The sequence below is a fragment of the Corynebacterium sp. 239_CJEI genome, from assembly GCF_001055995.1.
Classification (GTDB): Bacteria; Actinomycetota; Actinomycetes; order Mycobacteriales; family Mycobacteriaceae; genus Corynebacterium; species Corynebacterium jeikeium_D.
On sequence record NZ_JVOW01000013.1, the window covers coordinates 44,432 to 65,732 of the forward strand.

A 21,301-nucleotide genomic window follows, 5' to 3' on the forward strand; every position below is an offset into this window, starting at 1 on the left:
AATCGCAATATGAGTATCGCTTCAATCCTTGTAACTATCTTGTTTGCCGTGCTGGTCATTGGCGGATCTTTGTACCTGCTTCTGGCGGGTGTGGCCATGTGGCGCTCTAAAGATGCCCTGAGCCGGTTGAACCAGCTTTCGGCCGGAATCATGGTGGGCATCCCCGCGCTGGTGATTGCCAACTTGGTCTTAGAGGCCGACCAGGGCGATCTGACGTGGGGCAAAACCCTCACCGCCATTCTGGCCATTGTTGCTGTCCTGGTCGTCGCTACCGTCGCCTCCGAAGTACTTGGACGCGCGGTCCTGGGTGCCCGTGACGGCTCCGCTGAGGACTACGCCCCGGAGCGGTAGCTAGCGGCGCGGAAAACGTCCTGAACACACCGTTAGCGGCCAGTTTCACAGCGACCCCTCAGCGCGCTCCGGCACCCCCTTTAGGCCACCCGACCTACCCAAAAGGGGGTATATTTCCCCACACTTTTGGCCTCCCACAATGTGATGTACCTCTCATAGGCTATGACCCGCTCGTTAACTCCGTTTATGCCCCTAAATTGAGTGGCAGTTTTTGCCATTTACTAACGTTTGGTTACCCTTACTTAGGGAACCCTTAATCATCATTTTTGATGAATTTGCCGTTTGCCTGCACCTTTGTGACACCAAGAACAAAACAATCAATGCAATCCCGGTAAATTTTAAGAAAACAACGCTTTTGTCATCCGATATTCAGGCAGAGGCCGGAGTCGTCACAGACACCACCAAACCGCCCTCTTTCCAATATTTTTAGGCGAATTTGAGCGAGCTTTGAGGGACGCAACCGACCGGAAGCGGATCGAGGCACTTATTTTTTCATTGCAGCCCCTTGCCCCATCGGTTAACTTAATTTCTGTGAGTTCGCCAAGAGCGACTCAAAATCTTTACCCCCGAGAACCTAAGGATTTTCTCATGTCCTGCTCCGCAGAAGATATCGCAACCATCCTCGAAGCCCTTCCGGCCGTCACCGTCGAGAGCCCGCTGCCGGCTTTCGAGCAGCTGGCTGGCAACGACGTCAACTTCGCTAACGTTGGCGGCGACCTGAACCTGCCGTTCGGTAACGACTTCCTGGACATCTCCGTCACCGACGACCACTCCACCACCGACTCCCACGACGTCGAGGTTTCCGACTTCCTGAACCCGGAGACCACCGTCGACAAGTCCGACCAGCGTAAGTTCGACTTCCTGAACCCGAGCATCTCTGGCATCGGCGCCAAGTAAGCTCCTGGGCTTCATGGCAGGACAATAGCTCCGCCAATCCTTGACACAATAAACCGCCAGTCTCTAAAAAAAGACTGCGGTTTATTGTTCAGTTAAAACCGATATTCTTCATTTCGTTACTGTCTAAAAGGAACACCAAAAATGGACGTCACTCCTATCGTTGAGGTTCTGGAAGCAATGCCTTCCGGCCCGACCGTCAACGTCACCTTCGAGATTAACCCGACCATCGATGGTGATCTGACCCTCCTGGAAACCGGTGACTGGAACGCTCCGTTCGGCCGCGACTTCATGGACATCAACATCACGAACGATCAGTCCACTCACAATGACAACTCCACCCACGTCTCCGGCGTTGAGGCTGATAGTGTCTCCGACGCTGCCGAACAGGGCCGAGAGGTGTCCGAGTCCGCCGAAGAGGCTGACGAGGCCGCAGCTGCTCCGAAGTCGCTTTTCAACGGCTCCCCGAGCATGCCGGGCATCGGTGCCTAAAACAGCTCACACTTAGGGTTGTTCCTTAGCCGCCCCAAACCGGGCCGGCGTGCAGGCAACCACAAAGCCGTGGCTGTCATGCACAGACAGAAGTTTTAAATAAAGCGTTAGCCCTGCAGATGGTTCAACCATCTGCAGGGCTAACGCTTTTCTATTTACTTTGACCTACCGCATGACTGTGCAACTTTACTCTGCGGTTTTACTGCACAGCCCTACGCGGTTGCTTTACTTCGTTGCCTTGAAGCGCTTTTCCACCTCGGCACCGAGCCAGGAATCAACGTTGGTCCAGTACTGGTAGACACGCTGCTCCACCTCTGGAGAAACACCCTGCATGGCACCGACGATGTTGTTTGCCAAGCGATCGCGCTCGGCATCGTCCATCACGTTGCGAACAAGGTCGCCTGGCTGCGAGAAGTCATCATCCTCAGGGTGCTGCACGTAGGCGCCAGCGTAGAACTCTTCGCCCACGCTCTCCCACTGACCAAAGGCACCAGCATCGACCTGGCCGGCGTGACCGGAGCGCACTGGGCAGCCAGCAGCCTTAGCCGCAGCCGCGGTATCGGCCTCCGGACCGCGAGCAGTGGCGTTGGAGCCGTGAACCGGCAACTTCGGATCCGAGTAGTAGTACGTGGCCGCACCATCCTGCGAGAAGGAATTCACTGGGCAGCGAGACTGGTTCACCGGCAGCTGATCGCTGTTGACGCCAAGACGGTAGCGGTGCGCATCAGCGTAGGAGAACACACGTGCCAGCAGCATCTTGTCCGGCGAGAAGCCGACACCCGGGACCGTATTCGACGGTGCGAAAGCGGCCTGCTCAACCTCAGCAAAGAAGTTGCCCGGATTGCGGTTCAGAGTGAAGTGGCCGACCGGAATCAGCGGGTAGTCCTTCTGAGACCAGGTCTTGGTCAGGTCGAACGGGTTCACCTTGTAGCTGGCGGCCTCGTCGTAAGGCATGATCTGCACCTTGACGTCCCAGGTTGGGTAGTCGCCGCGCTCAATTGCCTCGAAGAGATCCTGGCGAGCATGGTCGGTGTTTTCGCCTACCAGCTCAGCGGCCTCATCATCCGTCAGGAAGTCCCAGCCCTGGCGAGTCTTAAAGTGGTACTTAACCCAGAAACGCTCACCTTCAGCGTTAATCCACTGGTAGGTGTGGGAACCGAAGCCGTCCATATGACGGAAGTCCTTCGGAATACCACGGTCACCCATCAAGTAGGTGACCTGGTGAGCGGACTCCGGAGAGGCAGTCCAGAAATCCCACTGCATATTGGCATCGCGCAGACCCGTATCCGGCAGGCGCTTCTGAGAGTGGATGAAGTCCGGGAACTTAATGCCATCGCGGATAAAGAACACTGGAGTGTTGTTGCCCACGATGTCGAGGTTGCCCTCTTCGGTATAGAACTTCAGCGAAAAGCCACGCACGTCACGCCAACCATCCGGGGAGCCCTGCTCACCAGCGACAGTGGAGAATCGCGCCAGCATCGGAGTGACAGTGTTCGGCTGGAAGACGGCAGCCTTGGTGTACTTGGAGACGTCCTCGGTGACGGTCAGCTCACCGAAAGCACCTGCACCCTTAGCGTGAACAACGCGCTCCGGAATGCGCTCACGGTTGAAGTGCGCGAGTTTTTCCAGCAGGTGGACGTCGTGGAGGTTAATACCTCCCTGTAGGCCATTGGTTTGCGAGTGCTGCTCTGTAGGAACCGGCGCACCGTTGAGACGAGTGGTCGGACCATTGGAGCCTTCATAGAGATTCGACATGGGGGCGTTTCCTCCTAAAGACAAGGGCTAGATGACAGTCACAACATGCCCTGACGTTTTCCACCCTACACGAAGTTTCACCTTTTTCCTATTAGTTGCCCGCGATTGATATGTGGACTTAATTATTAGTCCGATTAGGTTCGCTGTATCGGCGACAAACAACCGACCCCAAAAAGGACAGATTTCCCCAAGGAAAACCACACACAATGACCGTCGAAAAGCACTTACTGCGCTTTCAAGCAATACCTATCAGCAGTGAATAAAAGGTATAGCCAGCACTACCACTGCCCGCAGGCGTTGAGGGTAGGATTTTTCGCGTACCACGCTGTCAATTTGGATTTTGATCGGATACTTCTGCAGACATGAAAAAACAAGGGAGGGGCGCAAAAGCGCTCACAATCTTCAAGTACACGCTGGCGTTGCTGGCGACCATTGCGCTTCTCAAGATCGCATTCTTCCCCGCTAACGACGAGGACTATGCGCAAGCAACCGGTGATTTCTCCCAACCCACCACGGAGCTATCCCCTCAGCGGATCAATAACACGCAGAAGCTGTCTGCCACCATCGTCCCGGATGAGCCCACGGTGATCCGCGCCAACGCGTCTGGTGAAATCACTGACGCCTTTGTCAACAGCGGTGGCAACGCCGTAGAGGGGCAAAACCTGCTCCAAGTGAAGAAGACCTCGGTGTCCGAGACTGCCAGCACCTCCGGCGGCGCGGATTCCGATGATGAAAGCGCCGCAGCCGCTGTGCCCGAAACCACCGTAACCTGGGGCAACATCACCGCTAAGGCTTCTGGCACTGTGCAGTGGGATATCGTCATTGGCCAGACGGTCGAGATTGGCCAGGAAATTGGCACCATTTCGCCGAATAGCTTCCACGCCGTAGCACCTATCAAGCCGAGCCAGCTGTACACGCTGGGAGACTCGATTAACAATGGCCGCCTCGCTATCACCGATGGCCCGGCACCGTTTTTGTGTGATTCGGTGAAGACGGTCACGGGAAGTGGCGCGGGCTCGCAGAACACTGGCGCCGGAGAGGGTGCTGGCATGGGGGCCGCCGCTGCTGGGAATTCCTCGGGCGGTCCACAGCTGCGCTGCGATATTCCCGCAGATCAGACCGTCTACGAAGGTGTTCCTGCCACGCTGATTCTTGGCAGTGGCACCACCTCGGAGGTCCCGGCACTACCGGTGACCGCAGTGGAGGGACGCTTCCGCGAAGGTGTCGTCTACGCTCCAGCTAAGGATGGCGGCAAGCCCACAAAGATCAAGGTTGAGCTGGGCGCCAACGATGGCACTTTCATCGAGATTAAGCGCGGTCTGAAGGAAGGCCAACAGGTTTTGGAGTACGTGCCTTCCTACAAGGATGAGTCCGCCGGCGACGGCACTGACACCGGCACTGGCGCTGGTGATGGCAGCGACACCGGCTTCGATGAGTCCGGCGATGACGCTGGCTCTGAAAAGTAGGCCCGCGCCATGCTTAGTTTGACCGCAGTCACTCGAACAGTGACGCTCCCCAACGGCGAGGAGCTGCCTATTTTGAAAGGCATCGACCTCGAAGTGCCACGCGGTGAGCACCTCAGCATTGTCGGCCAGTCCGGTTCGGGTAAGTCAACGCTGCTGAACATCATTGGCATGCTCGATTTGCCAGATTCCGGCACGTACACGTTTGACGGCACTGATATTTCCACCTTGTCGGACAGGAAACGCGCTGCACTTCGTGGCGATAATTTGGGATTCGTCTTCCAGCAGTTCAACCTCTTCCCCTCCCGCACCACGCTGGAAAACGTCGAGGTTCCGCTGATGTACGACCGGGGCGAGAAGTTTTGGAATCGCACCGAGCTCGCCGCCGCGATGCTGGAGCGCGTCGGCCTGGGCGATCGCCTAGAGGCCACGCCTTCGCAGCTCTCCGGCGGTGAACAGCAGCGTGTGGCTATTGCCCGCGCGCTCGTGCGCCAACCGCAGCTCATTCTTGCCGATGAGCCCACCGGTGCGCTCGATGTCGACACCGGGAAAATCGTTATGGATCTGCTCGAAGAAGTCGCGGCGGAAAACAACGCTGCACTGATTCTGATCACACACGATTTAGAGGTCGCCGAGCGCGGCGATCGAGTGCTTGAGCTTCGCGACGGTCAGTTGCACACCGACTCCGTCCTGCTATCTGCTGCCAACGCCATGCACGAATTGGAGGAGGTTGGTAATGACGACGAATAAAGAAACCGAATCGAAGTCACGGCCTTCCTTCTTCTACGCAGCAACGCCTTATCTCGGCGCCCTGCTGGAGGCGTGGCATGAGCTGCGCATTAACCGTGGCCGTATCATGCTGTCGCTGGTCAGTGTGGCTGCCGCAGTGTGGGCGATGACCACGGTTATTGCACTTGGCAATATTCTCACCAGCTCTCAGGATGCGGTCACCGCACAGAGCACGGGTGTCGCCGGCACGGTCACGTTGACTGCCGGAGCGAGTAGTTCCGGTTCTGAGGATGGTGGCGACTTCGGCGACGGAGGCTTCGGTGACGGCAGCGCCGGCACAATGGCCGATAGCTTCGGCGACTTCGGCGGCGAGGGCAACGGCGGAAACGGCCCGGACGATTTGAGCGTCATCAACCCAGACGGGTCTATCAATGACGCCTTTTCCACTGCTGCTCACCGCCTGGTGGAGACCACTCACGCCAACTTGTGGTCGCGGGTTCGCATGCAGCCAGCGACACCCGAGCACAATATGGATGACTGCGCTCCGGATGATTACGAGTGTTTTTCGCCAGGTACTCCCGAGCTGATTGCCGCTGACCCGGGCTGGTTCGATATCTACGCCCGCACCATCGTGCAGGGACGCCGCTTGGAAGATGCCGATGGCCAGCGCTTGATGAACCCCGTCGTGGTCAACGACCAGTTCTACGAGAGCCTGGGAAACCCAGCGCTAGCCGACCACCCAACCTTCACCTTGAAGGAAACCGGCAACACCACTTTCACCGTGGTGGGAGTGTATAAGTCCCTCGGATCGTGGGACGCCCCGAGCATTGTCACGCACTACGATTCCTTCCTCAATGCCGGCTACGAGGGACAGGTGGGTGAGCCGCAACTTCTCGTCGCAACGCCTGAAGAATCCGCGAAGGAGAACCAGAAGGCGCTGCACAACATTTTCCAGGCGGAGCTCGGCCCCAGCTGGAAGGTGAATACCTCCCTGTCGGAGAAGGACACGCAGATTTCCCAGGAGATGAATAACACCATCACCACTGCGCTCGGCATTATCGGCGGCATTGTGATTGCGCTTGGTGCATTGGGGCTGCTCACGGTCTCGATTGTCACCATTGGCCACCGCGTCCGTGAGATTGGTATTCGTCGCGCAATGGGCGCGTCGGCAGGCAGGATCTTTATCTCTGTGTTCCTGGAGTCGATTGTCGCCACGACGGTGGCGGGTGTGGTTGGCGTGATTGCCTCGATCATCACGGTCAAGCAGCTGCCGCTGGATAAGATGCTGGCGTTGCCGCTGGAGACCGGTGCCGTGGCCTACCCCGTCACGGCCGCTGTGATTGGCGTGCTGGTCGCAACATTAGTGGGTGCCTTGGCGGGCATCATCCCCGCCACTATTGCCGTCCGCGTCAAGCCCATCGACGCCATCCGCTTCTAGCATTTCAGCCCCTAGTTCGCCTGGCTGCGTCGCCTCCTGCTTTTGCAGGTGAGGCCACGTGCAGCCAGGCGAATTATCTTTAGGTTTTAAGTTGCTAAGCTATTGCCATGACTCCCGCACGCCTCGTCTCTAATGACGAATACATCACGCAGCTGGCGCTGAAAGCCGGTCGCGGTGATCAGGCTGCGCTGACGGAGTTCGTGCGGCTGACGCAGAAGGACGTGTGGCGTTTGGTCGCACATCTGGGCGGCGTTGATGCTGCGGATGATTTAACGCAGGAGACGTATCTGCGTGTCATGGGGGCACTTCCCCGTTTTGCGGCGCGTTCTTCTGCCCGCACCTGGCTGTTGTCGCTGGCCCGGCGCGTGTGGGTGGATTCGGTCCGCCATGATTCGGCGCGCCCGAAGAAGTCTGCGGTGGAAGTGGAAAATGCTGCCGAGCAGTTTACGACCGGCGAGTCGTGGTCAGAGCTCGCTGACGCCCGCGTGCTGCTGGAGCAGCTGCCGGAGGAACGCCGCGAGGCACTCATTCTGACGCAGGTGCTGGGTTACTCCTACGCGGAAGCCGCGGAAATCGCAGGTTGTCGCGTGGGCACTATTCGCTCCCGTGTCGCCCGTGCGCGCCGCGATTTGGTTGCTGCGCTTGACGACGGCGACAGTGCCAGCGGCGACTCTGCAGCTGTTTAGACTCGCTCCGGCCAGGGGACGTAGCTAGCCGTTGTAGGTTGTCTCTCCCGCGAGGCTAACTAACGGTCCAGTTCGATTTTGTAGGTCGAGGCGATATCCGCATGGCCGAGGGCATCACGCATTTCACGCTCCGCGTTTTTCAGGGCAGCTACAACAGCGGGGAGGCTCGCCTGCGGTGGCATTGCCACAGTCACTTCCAAGGTGGGTATTCCATTATCCCGGTAGACCCGTGAATCCGCCTGGTTGATGTGGGCGTTGCGCTCTAGATCGGTGCACACCGCATCGGCAACATCGGCGACCGGCAGCGAAATCTCTCCTAACTTTTCCTGTGATTCCGATGCGGCGACCGTGCTGAACCGGTGTGATCGCAGATTAGCGACCACCAAGCTGCAGCCGACCACCGCTAGAATCGCTGTAATTACACCGAGGACGGGAACATACCAGCTTTGCTCAGGTATTTTTCCCCAGGATTCCATCCGCCCGGTGTCATGAAGCCACTGTGCAGGAGCGACATCGAAGTAGCTAGCAATCGCCCATGTTGCTACCAGTAGTAACAGCGCTGAGAAGAGGAACAACACAATTCGGTCGAATACGCTTACTGATGTTTTCACTTGTCATCACCTTCGTATCCGCCGTGAGTTCCGGAAGCAAGTGCCGTGCCATTCTGGATTTCTTGGTAGTCAGACTCATGCATCCACACTGGCAGGTTGCCATCGTCATCGACGCGTACATACCGGCGCGGGGCGGGAAGAAACACCGCGATGAGCTGTCCCAGCCCATAGATTGCAGCGAGGATTCCGACGAGGAGCAACACCCATGACGCGGCTGAGCCCTGTGGGTTGCTGAACCAGTCGAATACCGGTTGTAACCATGAGGTGTCACCTGAGCTATTGGCGCTAATGATTGCTTCTCTACCTGCGACTATGGCCGCTGCAATCATCAACAGTCCGGCGAAAACTCCCAGCCCGCGGACCTTTGGTGATTGACGCGGGTCACGTCCCTGGCGAGTTTCGACTGACCCGTCCGAGACCACCGCGGCCGATGACCTCTCAGTCGGCGTCATAGGGTGTCACCTCAATCTTTTTCAGTGGGCGCGGCTCTGGCGTGCTTACCACCACGGTACGTGGTTGTGGCACGGATACCGGGCGCAGCTGCTCCTGTCGTGGTGCGCGAACCTGTTTCAACCGGGTTGGACGCGGCACTTTAACCGGCCGTAGTAGTGCTGGTCGTGGCGTCTTAACGTTAATTGTGCGTGGCGACGGCACTCGTACCGGACGCAGCTTTGGTTGCCGGGGGACACTCACCTGTACCAAGGACTTCGGCTTTGGTGCTGCGACTTTTCGCAGCTGTATTGGCCGTGGAGTTGGTGTGCGACGCACCTGTACCGGCTTCGGCGCCGAGGTGCGAGTCACTGGCAGCGGCGGTGGTGCAACAATGCGACGGGCCGGTTGCGGCTTTGGTGCCTTAATAGCCACAGCTGGTTGCGGCTTCGGCGGCGTGATGAAGCGCATCGGTTGTGGAGCAGGTGCTGGGACACTGCGTACTCGTTCTGGACGCGGCGGAGTAATGCTGCGTACCGGCTGCGGTGTCACCGGCTGAATGCTACGCACTAACTGTGGCTGCGGTACTGAAATACTGCGCACCGGCTGCGGCGTCGGCACGGCGATGGACCGCACTTCTGGGACCCGCCGCACCTTTGGGGCGGTCACTACCTGCTGGTTCACCCGGACAGGTGTCAACTGCGGGTGATCTGAAAAGTACGCTAAGTCCTGCCGGGTGACACGCACGTGCCCGGGTTCGACGCTGTCGATGTCAACATCGACGGTGACATTTTCAAGACCGGCCATATCAGCGAGCCAGGCGGCGACGCTTGAACGAATGCGCACTGCAATTTCCGCTGTCGGTGCCGGCCATGATGCAACGGCGCGAACTGCGACTCGAACTGCACTAACGGCATTGGTCGTGGCAGAACTAGGAGCAATCTCACTGTCGATAGAGACAATTGGATAGTCGCGCCCTAGCACACGGGATTGGTCGAGGGTGCCGGGAACCGCGCGCACGGCCATCTCTACGATGCGGCGGATCGCCTTTTCGCTTACGACGGTAGTGCCACGCGTTGCTGGAACGTGGATAGTCACCGTCGGCGGCCTCCTCGGTTGAACTTACGGTTGAGCTCTGGCGCATCGATTTTGCCATCGAGTACCGCACCGGCTGCACCGGCCAGACCTCCGAAGGCAATAACCGCAAGAAAGCCCGTGAAACCACCAATCATTGCGGCGAAGCACAGGACAACGGCAATCGTCGCGAAAGTCTTTGTGTAATTATCGAACATGAAATTCCCCTTTATACGGGCTTAACTGCCCATCCTGCCCTGCTTCGACGCGCAATAGTTGTTAACTACTGGACGCGTGGCTGCTCCTTGGGCTCGTTAGCAGCTGCGATGGCCTTGCGCTGCTCTTCGCGCTGCTTAGCGGCCTCTTCTTCGCGCTCCTGCGGGGTCTGGTAGTCGGTGTGAACATCGGATACGTCGACATTGACTTCAGTGACCTCGAGGCCGGTCATACGCTCAACGGAGCTAATGACGTTCTGGCGGATAGCCTCTGCCAGCTCGTGGATGGCAACGCCGTACTCAGCGATGATGGTGACGTCGACTGCAGCCTGGCGCTCGCCGACCTCAACGGCAATTCCCTGGGACACGTTGGCGCTGCCGCCGGAGACAAACTCACGGACGGAGCCAGCGAAGCGATCCATGCCACCACCAAGGTCATAGACACCGGAGACCTCGCGGGTAGCGATGCCTGCAATCTTGGAGACGACGCTGTCGTCGATAGAAGTGTGGCCGTGACCGGTTCCCTTATTCGCGGAGTCCGAGCCAGCCTGAGTTGCCGGGGTGTTCTTAGCAGTGTTCTTTGCGTTGTCAGCCATGATGTGCCGTTCCTGTTCTCAGTGTTGTAGACGAAATGTCTGGACAATGCCGATGCTATAGCCGCCACAGGCAATCTGCAGTGCGACTAGGAGTACATAGCTGCGTGAGACCCCCTCTAGTAGGGCTTTCGTTATAAAAAATTCTTAGATAACCGGATCGCAGATTTGATTTGTTTTTGCCCACAGCCTTCCGGGTATTTTTGTATTTTTGGATTACTCCTGCGTGACGGCAGTTTTTACCTGCCATTCACGGTTCTGATGTTACGAGCGGCCCCCACTTGCCTGCAGAATGCTAACAAATTCAACAACTTTGTATAACAAGGTGCAATTTGCGGCACTATTCCATATTTCGACGTTGGATTAGTACCGGCCCTGGTTGGAACTCGTGCGCGCCACGATTTGGTTGCCGCGCTTGACGACGGCGACAGTGCCAGCGGCGACTCTGCTGCTGGTTAGTGCAGCTGTTTAGCCATGCTCCCCCGATAGGCGTTGCCCTTTTTGCCACCCCATTTTTGGAGCGCTATCGCACATGATTGCTCAGTTGAGCGTAGGTTCTGCCTTAACTGATAGTTTTATACATTTCCTTATATTCGCGATACGAAACGGGTATATAAACTGCCCGGCACGCTTAAGTTCCATCTTTTTCGACGAGATTAGCTTCGTTTTTGCGCATCTTTAGGATGATTGGACGCTTACCATGCGCGTTCGTATTCGCCCTCTAGGAAAACCAACCAGAGGAAATGCTTTTCAATGTGCGACCTGGAAGCGCCAGAACCAGTTTTTGGGCCGCCACCGACCAACTCACTGAGGAGCAGATTTCCCCATGAATAGACCTTCATGGATTTTCACTGTCACTGCCATCATCACGGCTACAACCGGACTACCGGCCTACGCTGCCACTATCAACCAAGGTGATCCAGTTGTTATCGTTCACGCTAATGGGCCACAAGCCAGTGTCTGTACAGCTGGCTACGTCGACAAAAGTAACTCTCAGATCTACACAGCAGGTCATTGTGGGCAAGAAGGAGACACGGTGACGGATGGGACCTTTCAGAAAATTGGAGTATTCCAACCGTCTCCCACCTATGACCATTCACTAGATACGGGAAACGATATCGGAGTTGTTTCGCTTGATGACCCCGCTATTGCCGGTGAGAATTCCTATTCGGGTGACTCAATAATATCCCCAACAGATGTTCAAACTGGTGAGACAGTCTGCATATACGGCAACACTACGGGGAAAGTGACCTGCGGTTTAGCCGCTGACCGAGAGGCATACCAAACCGAGGACAGTGCTCTACAGGTTCAAAATGTGCACGCTCAACGCGGCGACTCCGGTGGCCCAGTATGGGTCCCGGAAAGAGGCGCTGTCGGTGTTGTATCGACTACCTGGAACATCATCGATGGGAACGGGCAGCAGCTTGGCTCATACATCACTGCTAACTCACCCTGGTAAGAGGGTTTGGTGATGTAGGGTTTCCTGATGGGTGGGAAGCCAGCCTAGTTCTTTTACTGCCAAATGGGTTCTGTGCAGGCAACTGCACAGATCCCATTATTTGTTATTAGGCCTGCTGGCGGCGAGTCCAGAACCAACCGCAAGCTGCGATTACCGCACCGAACAGCGTCCAGAGCAGGACTCCGTTTCCACCGGTCTTTGGTAGCGTTCCGGTCTTGGTGTCGGTCACCTGCATGATCATGAGCTCGCCGGAGCCTTCGGCCTTAATCAGCGGGCTACTGCCACCCACCACCGAGATGGTGTACTCCTTAGTCTCCTGGTCAACTGAGATTTCAAAAGCTACTGGCTCTGGCAGCAGGCTAAGCCCTGCCGGCGACTTAGTCTCTACCAGGTAGAAAGTACCAGTTTCGTTAATCTCAATTGACTTCTGATCTGGGGTGATGGTGTAGACCGGTCCTCCGCTGAAATCCGGCTGACCACCTGCCGAGGGGTAGATATCGAAAGTCGCACCACCAAGCCCCGGTAGAACCTTGACTCCTTCGCCATCGACATATTCCGCCTTTTCCAAGGTCAGCTTGCCTGGCTTGGTGTCCGGCGCTTCGTAGTTATCGACTACACAGGAAATGGAAGACAGGACCTTATTGGATTCCGACATCTTCACCCGGAAGCCGAACTCGCCGACGTTTTCGACCTTCAGTGGTGAGGTCTTCCCGCCTCGGGTTTGAGTACACACCGCGTTGAAATCACCGGTGGAATCTAACGTGTCACCGCGACGGAACAGGGTGTAGCCCTGCTTCTGCGTTTCGGTGAGAACCAGCGATTGCTCACGTTCGCTTTCAATGTTCCACGATGCAGTACCCTTGTCGGATTCGGATCCGGAGGTCACCTTCATCGACTGATGGACCAGCGGACCGGACCCGGTGCCGATGACATTGTCATTTGCGGCAAGGGTAAATTCCCAGCCAGGGGCACCGTCTTCGAGAACCTTGCCGTTTTCATCGACAATGCGCTTCTTGACCTTCACAACTCCGTTACAGCGAGAAGCAAGTTGTTCACCAATCTGCTTCATCTGCGCGGCGAGCTTGGAGTACTGCTCGACTCGGATGGTGTCACCGGTGCCAGAAATATCCTCACCCATGGTCTTGACCCCACGCGGACCATAGGTCCACTTGGATTGATCACGCGTAATCTCGATATTCCTGCCTTGTGGGGTTCGCTCCCAAACCTTGAAACCACCATTCTTATACGCAATCTCGAAGTTAGCAGTAGTATCATCGCCCACATAACTTGCTGCATCTACGTACTTATTCGTGAACTGCCAATAAAGTCCGGGCTCTGAAATGCTTGTGCCACTCTTCCACCAACGTACATTCTTTAGTACGAGATCCTGAGTAACAGTTGTGCGCTGAGCATACTTTCCACCTACAGTCAGGTCGACCATAATCGGGACGATGCGAGTTCCGGCCGCTTTCAGCTCATTAGCTGCATCAATTGCCTGGTTAAGGGCGGATTCTTGAACAAATTCGCCACCAAGTTTTAATCCGGGCGCTTTCGAGGAATATGTCGGCATACCGTCGGTGATGAAGTACACCACGTCATAGTTTCCTGCCGCGACCTGCTTGAGGCCTGCCTCCCAGTTGGTCGAGCCGTCGCCTTGCCAATTAGCGACAATGCTCTTTGCCCGGTTTACACCTTGTTCTGATTGCAACGAGATGTAAGGAGGGTTCTGCCCATAGGTTGAGCCGTTTGCAGCACGTGGCGCTCCACCCGCGAAGTTGTAGATACCCAGTTCTGCAGGGGTTCCAGCCAGCGAATCAATCAAAGCATTTGCCGCCCGCTTCGACTCGGTAAAGCCATTTGAATCAGCGTAATTCAGTGAGGTGGACAGGTCGGCCACCACAGCAATGCGCAGGCCACAGCGCTGCGGCATCGGCGGATTAGCGACACGTCCGTGAACCCACTGAGCTCCATCCGGCGGAGAGATAATCTCCGGTGGTTTTGGTGTGCTCTTTTTCTCTCCGTACACATCGAGCGTCACCTTCAGGTTCTTGTTCTGTGAAAGATTATTGGTGAAGGTAAACACTGCATCTTTAGGCACGAGAGCAGAGTCAACCGGCTTGCCGTCCTTTACCGGTACGACATCCATAGTGATGAACCCATTGCCGATGTTGACGTTGCGCTTCAGCAAAGTCACACCTGGTTCAATTTGGTCCAGCGTGAGGTTGTACTTCTGCGGATCCAAGAAAGTCGCGTCAGTTTCGATACGCACCGTTGCATACTTCATGTGAGACTCCTCAGTCACCTTAGCCGTAAAGGCATTGGGCTTCTTCGGATCTACTGGGTCAGCTTTAACTGCAAACTCGTGACCGATGGCGTCAAAGTGACGCCCTTCGACAGCCGGTGGCTTGGGGTCTTCGGAGGAATTTGAGCAGTTTTTAACTTCACCACTTAGATTGAAAGTCCACTCGGTACGCGCATTCGGAGCAAGCTTAAAACCTGGCTGCGCTACAGCAGTGACTTTGACAGTTCCTGGCTTGTTCTGCTCATACACATGAGGTCCGGCAGGCGCCTTTTTTGCGTTGAGGTAGTAATCAACTCCCTTGGTGTCCGGGATATTGATGTAAGCCTTCTCCACGCACTCCGGTGCAGTTGCAGGGTCGACAAGAGTCGGTTCTGCTGGAGTTATCGTTCCCGGCTCCGGTTCCGGCTCCGGGGTCTCTGGCTCGGTGGGCTCAGTCGGCTCTGTTGGATTTGTCGGCTGGGTAGGCTCCGTCGGGTCCGTTGACGGATCTGTTGGCTGACTTGGATTGGTGGGCTCAGTAGAACCTGCGGTAGTGCCACGAAGAGTCAGAGATACGCTGCCCGTTGCTGCGCTATTATTGATCCATAACTCTAAGTTAATTTTATCGCCCGCTTTCACCGTTTGATTTAATCCACTGTGCACAATTTCAAACGGTGCCCGTCGCGCCTCATAAGGCGGTCGACTCTGGTCGAACTGAGCTGGAATCATCCTGCCATTAATGCTCAATTCATAAGTTTGAAGCCACTCCGAGCCGCCAACATTGAACTGGAGACTGTCAATCGTCGCGTCACTATTAACTGTGAACTCAAACTTCGCGTCGCCCGGATTTGGCTTCGCCTTGATCTTCTTAAACTCATACTTCGGCGGGGTGGTCGGAATAACCTCCGTCTGTGCCTGCGCCTGTGGCGCGTTGGGCGCAAACGCCTGACCGCTGACAACGAGAGCTACCGCTAGCAAAGCAGCCAAGAACATGCGAAGCGTAGTTCGCATTGAATCCGGCAAGCGGAATGTTGTCGAAAACATTAGTTCTTCCCACTTTCTGAGTTCTTCTTGCTAGCAGCGATAATGACGAATCCTCCGCCGATTAGTGCTGCAGCAACGGCTACCAGCCCTGCTACCTGCACACCGGTGAGTGCCAGGGAGCCAGATCCTCCGCTACTTCCCGAGCTTGAGGATGAACCCGACGAGCCCGAAGGCGTCGAGGTACCAGGCTCACCAGGTGGCATGGAAGTAGTCGACGTTGTCGTCGAGGTTCCCGGTTCACCCGGAGTTGTCGGAGTTGTCGGCGTCGTCGGAGGCGTCTTCGGCGGGGTCGATGTTCCCGGCGTAGTCGGCGGTGTTCCCGGTGGCGTTGTCGGAGGGGTCTTCGGCGGAGTCGTTGGAGGTGTCGACGGTGGTGGCGTCTCCCCCGGCTTATGCGACTTCGCCACAATGACGCCCTCTACCGGCGTGGAGTCATAGCCCGCACCGTAGAACGGCACCGATACCAAGAAGGAGTTGATCTCCCGGTAACTGTCATTCGGAGCCGTCGAGGTCACAAGATAGATGCCCTCCGGCAAATCACTGAATTTAACAGAGCCGTTTTCGTCAGTGACCTGGCTGAAGTGGAGGTCTTTCGGCCACTCGGCAAGCTCAGCTGCGGTGGCGTTTTCCACCTTCTCGCGGTCCTGCTGGCTCGCCGGCGAGATTCCCTTGAGACGTTCCAGATGAATGGTCACGCCAGAAATAGAGCCCGATGCCGACGAATTATCATCGTCCGGGTTTCCTGGGCTCAAGGTAATTCGCACAATGTCAGTGCCGCTCGTTGCTGAAACGCCCGGAGCGTCCACGCGTCCAACAATCCTGGCCGCGTTGGCGTCATTCGCGCCGATTGCACCCATCACTGCAACCAGAGCGCAGGCAGCTAAGAACGCAGCTATCCGGTTCCAGGTGGATGTCAAATATTTATTCATTGTCGTTTTCCCACCACGAAGTGTTGTTATTATCCTCGGACGCTGATTCGCTGCCGTCAGCGAGTTCATCGCTGTCTGCGTCGCCATCAGCAGTCTCGACGTCCGCGTTCTCGGCGTCGTCGTCAAGCTCTTCGTCGGCGTCGAGGCGTTGGCGCCAGAGCCACCACGCAAAGCCTGTGCCAAGCACAAACACCGCTACGAGCAGGGCGTACATCCACCACTGCCATCCAGCTCCGTGCGTTTGGTCGAAGACATTGCTTTCCGACGGATCCATCGGCACTTGGTGCCCACGCACTAGCAGACGATGCGTGTTGATTCCGTAAGGGGTGCAAGTGATGAGGGTGATGTAGTCCTGGCCGTCAACGGGACGAAGATCATCGGTCTCATGCGGAAGTACAACCTTGATTTGATCAATTTCGTACTTCAGCTTGTGGCCTGCGACCTGGATATAGAAGGCGTCTCCCTCTTTTGCTTTCCGCAGGTTATCGAAGAGCGTTACGTTAGTAAGTCCGGTGTGACCGGTAATGATGGAGTGGGTTCCAACACCGCCGACTGGAAGATCGGATCCGTATAGGTGTCCGAGCCCCTTGGCGAGCACCTCATCACTGGTGCCGTGGTAAATCGGCAGGTCGGCCTGAATCTCTGGGAAAATCAGACGCGCCATCACGTCGGTAGCGTTTAGCTGATCGAGATAAGCGGCGTACTCGGGGTTGTGGTCATTAACTTCGTTAAGCCACGGGTCCAGAATCGGGCCGGTGGTTTGGCGCTCGTTGTAAGCGTGAGCGCGTTCCCACTGTTCATCTTTAACTTCTTGGGGTACGGACTTTTCCAGCTTGGCAAACTCTTTGGCCGCCTTAGAGGTGCCGTAGTTGTTCAATGCCGTGGAGACAACCGGGTACAGCATCACAAGCAAGCCCACAATCACCAAAATTGCGGGGAGAACCATGCTGTTCTTTTTCGCCTGCTCAGGCTGTTCAGGCCGCTCAGCTGATGCGTCCCGCGTCAGAGTAGACGCAGAGTGTTTACCCACGGAGGAACTCCCAAGAAGTCAATCAAAAAGGGATGTGGCCTTTCTCTTTCTCACCGGCGTAGAGATGCCTGCTGTTGAAAAAGAGCACATCGAAAGGCCGCAACAGTAATTTCAGTGATGCGCAAACTACAGGAATGGCGTGCGCTGTTGAACGCACGCTATTCCCTCAACACTGGAGCTAAAGCGCTCCAGTGGCCGAGCCTTTACTCGGATTTAGTTCTTGGAACCGCGGCGGGCGAACCATGCACCAGCTGCGACGATAGCTGCACCGATAGCAGCCAGGATGCCAACACCGGCACCACCGGTCATCGGCAGGTTCGGGGTGGTGTCGTCGGAGTTAACAACCTCACCCGGGTTAGCGCCGACCTGGACGGAAGCCAGCTCGTACTGGCGGTTGCCCTCAGAATCCGTTCCAGTAGCAACCAGCTTGAACTCGAGAGCCTCCGGCAGCAGCTCCTTGCCCTTCGGAGCCTTGGTCTCAATCAGGCAGTAGTGGGACTGGTCATCAGCGGCAACCTCAGCATTGTCTTCGAAGTCGTTGACGTGAAGACCAGTGATCTTGACAATACCGTCCTGGCCAGAGACGAAGGTCTTCTTAATCTCGCCATTCTGCTCACCGTTGACCGGAGTCCAGGAATCCTTCTTGGTGGTGTCGATCTGGGAGCACTTCTGGCCAGCAGCCTGGCGGACAATCTGGAACTCGGCGCCTTCCAGGGCGTTGCGCTCGCCATCGACCTTCTTGAACTGCAGGCCGCCCCAGTAGGTCTTAACCTGTGGGGTCTCCTTCGGAGTCTGGTTCTCGGAACCATCCGGGTTGTTCTGGTAGACCAAACCGGTGTTCGGTGCGATATCGGTAGCGTTCTTGAACTCAGCCTTGAGCGTGGTCGTGATGGTAACGACGACCTTGTCACCAGCCTTGAGGGACTTAGCAGTAGCCTCATTCAGGTCAACATCGACGTCATTACCCTCGAAGAACTTGCCGTCCTTGTCGTCGGAGGTAGCCAGAGTCTGCTCGCCACCATCTTTCTTGACAATCTTGACCTGAACGTCAGTGATCTCGAGCTTCGGGTCAATCTTGTCAGTGACGCGGAACTGGGTGCGATCGTGGCCCGGCTTCAGCTGGCGAGCGGTACCAGTGACGGTGTAGACCAGGCTTTCGTCGCCAGCGTTCTGGTCCTTGTCCTTAACGGTCTTGTCCGGCTCTTCGTCCTTGTAGTTCTTCGGGAACGCGTGGACGTCGTAGTTCCAGCTAGTACCCTGGTTATCCCCACCGTTATCCGCGGTCATCGGGACGAATGCGATGAACGGAACAGCCGGGTCGTAGCCCTCCTTCGGGGTGGTCTCCACGACGAGGTAGGCACCGAGATCGAGATTCTCGGAAACTACCCACTTACCATCCGGCCCAGTCGTGCCGGTTGCAACCTCCTTCAGGACACCGTCAGGCAGGCCATCCTTGAGTGCGGCACCCTGAGAGAAATCAGCGGCCTTCAGCTTCGAAGCAGCCAGCAGACCCTCGTTAGTGGTGACATCAATGTCGGTAGCGCCATCTGCAGTCTTGTTGATCTTGTAAACGGTGAAGCCGACACCTTCAAGCTTCTCGGCGCCAGTGGCCTCAACGTCCTTGACATCAGCCTCGGTGCCAGACGGCTGGCCTTCGCTGGTCGGATTACCGAACTTGTGAATGGTGAGCGAGCCCTTGGCGTCCTTATTTACCAGCGGGGAGTCGCCGGCAGCCTGCTCAACAGCAGGACCTTCAGGCTGAGCGATTGCAGCCGGGGCGGAGACACCCATCGACAGACCGACGATGGCAGCGAAAGTTACCGAACGAGCGGTACGGGAGAACTTATTCACGAAAACAGGTCCTTTACAGAAGTCCAAAATGAAGCGACGCGCTTCAATACGTCTCGCGATTCACTCCAGACGGCGACACCAACGTTCCCCGACTTGCCAAAACTGAGTTTTTCCTTAAGAAAAAGACCAGTTTGTCTAACCTTTTAAGCTTAAGCGTTATGAACTTTAATGTTTGAATGTCGAAACATTACAGCTCAAGCTCATTGCTCGCTCGGTTAACAGCGCTCAGTGAACCGCTTATAAATAACTTAACCGCTTAAGCATCTGACCGATACCCCAAGGAGAACGGGCCGCGACACCTGGGCATGAAAACCCTTCGCATTCACACTTCGTACTACCTCCGCGATAGCTCTTTGCACTGTTCGCGACGGGCTTTTGCCCATTCACCCAAAAAAGCGTCAAGATTTCCTCGATTTATCCCCCTTCCCCCAATCAGGGCTAACCAGTTGGTTTGTATCAATAGCTTTTACCCCCTACCGCTATCGTCGCAGCGCACGCCGGGCAAATGAGAACTTATCAACCTTCCCGAATTTATTGCCACAACAACGTCGTCAAGCGAAAGCAAAAGCCGTTTGCAGCAAACCACCCCACGACGCACCGCCTTGTGCTAGGACCTGTTAAAGCACAAAGACAGTAAGCGACATGGGGCGCCCTGCCGCGTCACTTAAGACGCTTAGAGAACCGCCCAGTAGTGGACATCGTTGTAGCCGTTGAGCTTGAGGACATCACCAATCTGATCGACCTTCTTCTTACCCTCGGGCGTCATGCCATCCGGCATGATCTGCACGTCAGCGCTGTGATCGCCGGTGAAGGTGATGTTGACGTAGTCCTTGCCATCGCGATGCTCAAGCTCGAAGACGTAGCGGTTGACGGCCAGCTTGCCCGAGTGCAGGAACCCGCCCTTGCCCGGAGCGACAACTGCAGTGTCAGCGGAGGTTGCAGGTGCAGCTACCGCCTGTGCGGCAGTAGCAACCGGAGCGGCAAGCACGAGTGCGCCCACACCCCAGACACCGATTTTCTTCAACATGCTCATAGGTACTTCCTTATCTTCAGTGTTTCTGCAGTGTTTCTGCAGATTTGATTTGTATTTTTCTGCGACTGTCTGCGCCGCCGTTGTTCGACGTCACCCAACAACCACAGCCAATGAGATTGGTCAATGAATTGAGATCCGCGCCCTAGCGTGCTGGTTTAGCGCACTGGAGTGGCCTCGACGATGATGTTGTCGGCGTATCCCAACGTGCCGCCGACGAACTCTCCTCCGCAGGTAATGAGGACCAAGCGGTTCTCACCAACTGCATCGTTGACGGAATCGGGCATCCGAGCGCCCTTGACCACCTGGATTGGATCGTGGCTCACGGTGAAGTCTCGGCTTTCGCCATCTACCTTCACCGTGACAGTGTCACCAGCTTTCAGGTCAGCGAAACGTGCAGCGTAGCCATCGCCCTGGTCCACCTCATTGACGTGACCGGTAATGACGGACGATCCAGCTGCACCTTTCTCACCTGGGATTGCGGAAGCCGAGTACCAGCCCAGGCGCGAAACATCGGTCGGCGGAATCAGAGATCCCTGATCAGTCAGCTGAACAAAATCAATCGGAGCCGACTTACCATCAATGAGCATCTCCATCTCGTGCACAGCTCCCCGAGAACCCTGTGCTGGAGTGGGCAGATTCTCCTGCGCACCATCGAGTGTCGAATCATTGCGGTTGATCTGAGCGATTACCAGCAGAGCGATAACGCCGATTAATGCGATAGCGGCGATATACATCCTTGGCTGCTTCCACCACGGCACGTCCTGCAGGTCTTCGACTTCGCCTTCGACATGGCCGTCGGCCTTATCTTCGTCCTGGCCAAACGGATCAACGTGGCCGAGTGCGCCGGTTTCGGTTTCCGGTTCGATGCCTGGTTCGTAACCTGGTGCGTTTCCAGGTTCTTTGCCAGTCTCGTCCGAGCCAAACTGATCAGTCATGGAATCTCC

Annotated in this window: 20 protein-coding genes; 8 read left to right on the forward strand and 12 right to left on the reverse strand. The window is 56.4% G+C overall.

Translation table 11 applies throughout. The features are described from left to right. Positions 1 to 9: 9 nt before the first annotated feature. The 3 genes from ADB08_RS04185 (at position 10) to ADB08_RS04195 (ending at position 1,737) form a co-directional block, all read left to right on the forward strand. Positions 10 to 351 carry a monovalent cation/H(+) antiporter subunit G gene (locus ADB08_RS04185; RefSeq protein ID WP_048731421.1) on the forward strand — a complete coding sequence of 114 codons (342 nt, stop codon included), beginning with the start codon at positions 10 to 12 and terminating at the stop codon, positions 349 to 351. Between the two features lie 588 nt (positions 352 to 939). Continuing rightward, complete coding sequence (locus tag ADB08_RS04190; RefSeq protein WP_049171109.1) at positions 940 to 1,248, forward strand: hypothetical protein; 309 nt, start codon at positions 940 to 942, stop codon at positions 1,246 to 1,248. A gap of 141 nt (positions 1,249 to 1,389) precedes the next feature. After that, positions 1,390 to 1,737: a hypothetical protein gene (locus tag ADB08_RS04195; RefSeq protein ID WP_049171112.1), complete on the forward strand. Its 348-nt coding sequence runs from the start codon at positions 1,390 to 1,392 to the stop codon at positions 1,735 to 1,737. A 225-nt stretch (positions 1,738 to 1,962) separates the two neighbouring features. On the opposite strand, the gene ADB08_RS04200 is transcribed toward ADB08_RS04195, so the two are convergent. Beyond that, positions 1,963 to 3,492 (reverse strand): catalase, encoded by a 1,530-nt coding sequence (locus ADB08_RS04200; protein ID WP_049171115.1) that lies wholly within the window; start codon positions 3,490 to 3,492, stop codon positions 1,963 to 1,965. Positions 3,493 to 3,854: 362 nt separating this feature from the next. Between ADB08_RS04200 and ADB08_RS04205 the strand changes: the two genes are divergently transcribed. The 4 genes from ADB08_RS04205 (at position 3,855) to ADB08_RS04220 (ending at position 7,808) form a co-directional block, all read left to right on the forward strand. Next, the gene (locus ADB08_RS04205; RefSeq protein WP_049171117.1) at positions 3,855 to 4,958 is read left to right on the forward strand and encodes a hypothetical protein; all 1,104 of its coding nucleotides are present in this window, start codon (positions 3,855 to 3,857) and stop codon (positions 4,956 to 4,958) included. Positions 4,959 to 4,967: 9 nt separating this feature from the next. After that, entirely contained in the window at positions 4,968 to 5,705 is a 738-nt protein-coding gene (locus ADB08_RS04210; RefSeq protein WP_049171119.1) for an ABC transporter ATP-binding protein, read from the forward strand. Further along, positions 5,692 to 7,122, forward strand: coding sequence for an ABC transporter permease (locus ADB08_RS04215; protein WP_049171122.1), 1,431 nt, complete (start codon positions 5,692 to 5,694; stop codon positions 7,120 to 7,122). Before ADB08_RS04210 ends, ADB08_RS04215 begins: the two co-directional genes overlap by 14 nt. Positions 7,123 to 7,229: 107 nt before the next feature. Further along, positions 7,230 to 7,808, forward strand: a complete 579-nt coding sequence (locus tag ADB08_RS04220; RefSeq protein ID WP_048759123.1) for an RNA polymerase sigma factor — start codon at positions 7,230 to 7,232, stop codon at positions 7,806 to 7,808. A gap of 59 nt (positions 7,809 to 7,867) precedes the next feature. On the opposite strand, the gene ADB08_RS04225 is transcribed toward ADB08_RS04220, so the two are convergent. The 5 genes from ADB08_RS04225 to ADB08_RS04245 form a co-directional block, all read right to left on the reverse strand. Beyond that, entirely contained in the window at positions 7,868 to 8,419 is a 552-nt protein-coding gene (locus ADB08_RS04225; protein WP_049171128.1) for a hypothetical protein, read from the reverse strand. Then, positions 8,416 to 8,871 (reverse strand): hypothetical protein, encoded by a 456-nt coding sequence (locus ADB08_RS04230; protein WP_049171130.1) that lies wholly within the window; start codon positions 8,869 to 8,871, stop codon positions 8,416 to 8,418. The genes ADB08_RS04225 and ADB08_RS04230 overlap by 4 nt, the downstream gene beginning before the upstream one ends. Next, complete coding sequence (locus ADB08_RS04235) at positions 8,858 to 9,946, reverse strand: Asp23/Gls24 family envelope stress response protein (RefSeq protein WP_049171133.1); 1,089 nt, start codon at positions 9,944 to 9,946, stop codon at positions 8,858 to 8,860. The genes ADB08_RS04230 and ADB08_RS04235 overlap by 14 nt, the downstream gene beginning before the upstream one ends. After that, positions 9,943 to 10,140 carry a hypothetical protein gene (locus ADB08_RS04240; RefSeq protein ID WP_005511694.1) on the reverse strand — a complete coding sequence of 66 codons (198 nt, stop codon included), beginning with the start codon at positions 10,138 to 10,140 and terminating at the stop codon, positions 9,943 to 9,945. The genes ADB08_RS04235 and ADB08_RS04240 overlap by 4 nt, the downstream gene beginning before the upstream one ends. Before the next feature lie 65 nt (positions 10,141 to 10,205). Further along, on the reverse strand, positions 10,206 to 10,733 hold the full coding sequence (locus ADB08_RS04245; RefSeq protein WP_016421902.1) for an Asp23/Gls24 family envelope stress response protein: 528 nt from the start codon (positions 10,731 to 10,733) through the stop codon (positions 10,206 to 10,208). Positions 10,734 to 11,556: 823 nt separating this feature from the next. Here ADB08_RS04245 and ADB08_RS11290 point away from each other — a divergent pair. Next, positions 11,557 to 12,189, forward strand: coding sequence for a trypsin-like serine protease (locus ADB08_RS11290; RefSeq protein ID WP_070827622.1), 633 nt, complete (start codon positions 11,557 to 11,559; stop codon positions 12,187 to 12,189). A gap of 106 nt (positions 12,190 to 12,295) precedes the next feature. Here ADB08_RS11290 and ADB08_RS04250 read toward each other — a convergent pair whose 3' ends face one another. The 6 genes from ADB08_RS04250 to ADB08_RS04275 all read right to left on the reverse strand — a co-directional run bounded on the left by ADB08_RS04250 (position 12,296) and on the right by ADB08_RS04275 (position 21,292). After that, positions 12,296 to 15,514, reverse strand: a complete 3,219-nt coding sequence (locus tag ADB08_RS04250) for a SpaA isopeptide-forming pilin-related protein (RefSeq protein WP_152682206.1) — start codon at positions 15,512 to 15,514, stop codon at positions 12,296 to 12,298. Continuing rightward, on the reverse strand, positions 15,514 to 16,443 hold the full coding sequence (locus ADB08_RS04255; protein ID WP_049171137.1) for a SpaA isopeptide-forming pilin-related protein: 930 nt from the start codon (positions 16,441 to 16,443) through the stop codon (positions 15,514 to 15,516). Before ADB08_RS04255 ends, ADB08_RS04250 begins: the two co-directional genes overlap by 1 nt. Then, positions 16,436 to 17,449 carry a class C sortase gene (locus ADB08_RS04260; RefSeq protein WP_222866229.1) on the reverse strand — a complete coding sequence of 338 codons (1,014 nt, stop codon included), beginning with the start codon at positions 17,447 to 17,449 and terminating at the stop codon, positions 16,436 to 16,438. The genes ADB08_RS04255 and ADB08_RS04260 overlap by 8 nt, the downstream gene beginning before the upstream one ends. 237 nt (positions 17,450 to 17,686) lie before the next feature. Continuing rightward, the gene (locus tag ADB08_RS04265; RefSeq protein ID WP_049171142.1) at positions 17,687 to 19,324 is read right to left on the reverse strand and encodes a SpaH/EbpB family LPXTG-anchored major pilin; all 1,638 of its coding nucleotides are present in this window, start codon (positions 19,322 to 19,324) and stop codon (positions 17,687 to 17,689) included. A gap of 673 nt (positions 19,325 to 19,997) precedes the next feature. Continuing rightward, on the reverse strand, positions 19,998 to 20,357 hold the full coding sequence (locus tag ADB08_RS04270) for a hypothetical protein (protein WP_048731447.1): 360 nt from the start codon (positions 20,355 to 20,357) through the stop codon (positions 19,998 to 20,000). 155 nt (positions 20,358 to 20,512) lie between these two features. Then, positions 20,513 to 21,292: a class F sortase gene (locus tag ADB08_RS04275; protein ID WP_049171145.1), complete on the reverse strand. Its 780-nt coding sequence runs from the start codon at positions 21,290 to 21,292 to the stop codon at positions 20,513 to 20,515. Positions 21,293 to 21,301: the final 9 nt, after the last annotated feature.